Source organism: Oleiphilus sp. HI0086, assembly GCF_001635225.1.
Genome location: NZ_LWFZ01000935.1, coordinates 1 through 3,247, shown reverse-complemented (window position 1 = coordinate 3,247; position 3,247 = coordinate 1). Strand labels below are relative to the sequence as shown.

3 protein-coding genes and 1 rRNA gene are annotated in these 3,247 nt (G+C 41.9%); 1 reads left to right on the top strand and 3 read right to left on the bottom strand.

Going from position 1 to position 3,247, the window contains the following annotated elements; translation table 11 throughout:
* On the top strand, window positions 1–271 hold a 271-nt coding region (locus A3756_RS27820; RefSeq protein ID WP_197481356.1), incomplete at its 5' end, for a hypothetical protein.
* Between the two features lie 48 nt (window positions 272–319).
* Here the strand turns inward: A3756_RS27820 and sbcB are convergent.
* From sbcB to rrf, 3 genes are all read right to left on the bottom strand, one after another.
* Entirely contained in the window at window positions 320–1,762 is a 1,443-nt protein-coding gene (gene sbcB / locus A3756_RS16845; protein ID WP_068512962.1) for an exodeoxyribonuclease I, read from the bottom strand.
* An 84-nt stretch (window positions 1,763–1,846) separates the two neighbouring features.
* Window positions 1,847–2,734 (bottom strand): DUF6160 family protein, encoded by an 888-nt coding sequence (locus A3756_RS16840; protein WP_156490548.1) that lies wholly within the window; start codon window positions 2,732–2,734, stop codon window positions 1,847–1,849.
* 392 nt (window positions 2,735–3,126) lie between these two features.
* Window positions 3,127–3,241, bottom strand: a 5S ribosomal RNA gene (gene rrf / locus A3756_RS16835).
* Between the last annotated feature and the right edge of the window lie 6 nt (window positions 3,242–3,247).

Sequence of the window (3,247 nt, the reverse complement as noted above, 5' to 3'; positions counted from 1 at the left end):
CTCCAATAGGTTTTGGAAAGACATTGATATAAAAAATGTAGACTTCGACACCAAAGAACAATTAGCTAAAGAAGTGAACTCTCTTACCTTAGAAGATATGAGCACTCTAGTTCAGAACATTATTGCTGACGAAAACGGGGTGCTTACTGTTGTCGCAAAATCTAATTCTGAAAACTCTCAGGCAAGAGAACCAGAAAAGACAGAAATTAACAGCGCCGAGGGCATGACGAATCTTTCTACTGAACAATGGCAAGGGTTCAGCAAGTTCTAGAAAAAGCTTATTTAGCTTCAGATAGCCCGCGCTATCTGAAGCTCTTTACTAGGCATATGGAATGATAGACTCACCATAGAACCGGAGATCTTCAAGCACCGACTGAGATTTAGAGTCGATATCCGATTGAGATATTGCATGAATGCGATCGAAGAACTCTTTAAAAGTAAGGTACCCGCCATCGGCGCTCATCAATTTGTTTGCACAATACCGCTCCCACTTTGACTGCTCTTCCTCCGTCAAAGTTTGAGGAAAGTTTCGCGCTTTGTAGCGAAACAATAATTCCGGCAAACGACTATCCTGAAATCTAAACTCCTCTTCCTCCAACTCAATATCACTGGCCTGCCTAACGCGCGACATCTCAGCTTTATCATGGGTAGAGAAAAAACCACCGCTATATATCATCAAGTCGGGGTCTGTTTCGTTTCTCTCGGGGGAGCTCAGGCTGAACACTTCTTTAATTTTTTCAACAAATATTGGGTTATTTCTGATCCATTCTAAGTGTGACCTCATCAAATCCAGATTCAGCTCCCAGCGTTCAAGTCGTTCAGCAGACATCGTCTTTATCATTGCAGCAGGAACAACCATTGGGCATTTATTTACATGAATCGCCTTGATTGCTGGCCGCTCTTCGCCCTCAGAAAGCTGCGCCGAAGGCATGTAAAGCCGACGCTGAATCTCTTCATTGCTCAGCGCAAACAAGTAAGCAGGGTCTTGCCTTAGATCAAAACAGATAAAGGAATTTTTATTCTTGGAGTCTTGAAATAGCGGCACAATAAGCGCACAACACCCTTTACTTGCAGGAAATTTCGAAGAAACATGAAAAACCGGTTTAAGCTTATTTGGTTCGAGTAACTCTAGTACCTTATGCTTGTCTCTATTTTTAAAAACATAGTCGAACAATTGTGGCTGTGCTGACTTGATTAGCTTAGCTAGGCCGATGGTGGCATAAACATCACTCATCGCGTCATGTGCTGACAAGTGCTCAATACCATTAGCTTGACTTAAGACCTCAAGCCTAAAGCTTGGCGTTCCAGAGTCATCACAAGGCCAATTGATCCCTTCGGGTCGAAGAGCGTAAGTTAAACGCACAACATCGATTAAGTCCCAGCGTGAATTACCGTTTTTCCACTCTCGCTCATAAGGGTCTATAAAGTTCCTATAAAACAGGTTTCGAGTGATTTCATCATCAAAGCGAATACTATTATAGCCAGCCACACAGGTAGACGGGACTGAAAAAATCTCTTCTACCTTCTTGGCAAACTCGACCTCAGAGAAACCGTTTTCTTGTGCATATTGAGGTGTGATGCCAGTAATTAAGCAAGCTTCTGGAGAAGGCAAAGCATCTTCTGAAGGGCGACAGTAAAAAGTCGTTGGCTCTTCGATGATATTTAAATCTAAATCGGTTCTAACACCGGCAAACTGACTTGGCCTATCTCGGCGAGTATCTGCGCCGAATGTTTCGTAGTCGTGCCAAAAGATGGACTGCATTAGAACCTCCTAATCTAAGAAGGTTCATATTGTACTCTATAGGCTTGCTTTTCGAGAACTGTAAGATTAATAAAGGAAAAGATTTTACGGCTTAAATAAACCAACACCACGGTCGATATATTCCACCCGAACTCGTTCAGTACCATTAGCATTAGTGCCGGTATTCATATCTATATGAAGAGAAGTAGGTATGTTAATAAATACACCTGAAGCAGTGGTCATCTGACCATCACTCGTTGACCAGTCGGTGTCTTCTTTCTGAAAAGAGATGAAAAAGTCGTTGGTGTAATCAACATTACCTGTTGTAGAGTTTCTCTGCCCAACATCAAGAGTCTTATAGTCTGCAAGGTCATAACAGTAAAAACCCGAATTACAATCCGTTGCACCTCCACTTTGATCATTACCTACACCAAAATACTTAGCACGAGTATTATCGACATCGCCACTTAAGTTAAGCATCGATGCTTGGTAATCATCGCCAAAGAAATCAGTAATCGTAGCGCCAACGTTACCAGAAATACTATCAAAGTCACCGCTAAGCTGACCACGAGCTTCACCAAAGCCCAAACGAAAGCCTACAAGCTCATCGGTAGCGTCTTTGGCAATTTCGAAATACGGATCATTTACTTCAAAAGGAATAATATCGTTTACCGCGTAAGTTTGCCCATCTAGCTGAACTTGAGCGGCATCAGTAGATATAGAACCAAATGCTAGGTTAGTAGCAGAGAAGTCAGCGCCTAACTCACCATCTCTTTCGTATTTACCTAACTCAACATTATTAATGTTCATCTGCATTTTTGATTCCATACCCAATGTAACGCGGGTATAGCTATTCGAGCCTATTTGATCAATATCAAAGGCAACAGCGGCTTGGCCAGAGTATTGACTCAGCTCATCATCAGCAATGGGCTTAAGCTCAGCCACTACATCAACTGAGGCTACAGCCAAAACTGTAAAAAATAATTTTTTCAACCGATTTCCCATACCTGCGGAATTACCTATTCAAGTTCCATTAACGAATTGTTCGGCGACCCAAAATCTACAACTAAAACTCTATTGCTTTGTCTTTGTATTATTTTTTATAAGCGAATGTAACTATATATATTTATCTAAAAGAATGCTGTGCACTCAATCACAGCTACTTCAACTAAGACATCACACTCCGCTGCATGTCCCGAAAAATGGGGGTTCAGAAATGTAAACAAATGCAATAAAACAGATAGTGTTATTGTATTAGCTGAATGCAGGTAGCGGGCTATGCATATTTATCCCCTAACTACACGAAAGCGTTTCTTCAGACTAAGGCTTTTATTTAGACAATAAAAAAACCCCAGCAGGATGACCTACTGGGGTTTCTAATAGAAGCCTGACGATGACCTACTCTCACATGGGACCTCCCACACTACCATCGGCGATGCTTCGTTTCACTTCTGAGTTCGGGATGGGATCAGGTGGTTCCAAAGCTCTATGGTCGTCAGACAAAAC

Coding starts and splice junctions, on each gene's coding strand:
- sbcB (WP_068512962.1), bottom strand. CDS start 1,762: ATGCAGTCCATCTTTTGGCACGACTACGAAACATTCGGCGCAGATACT.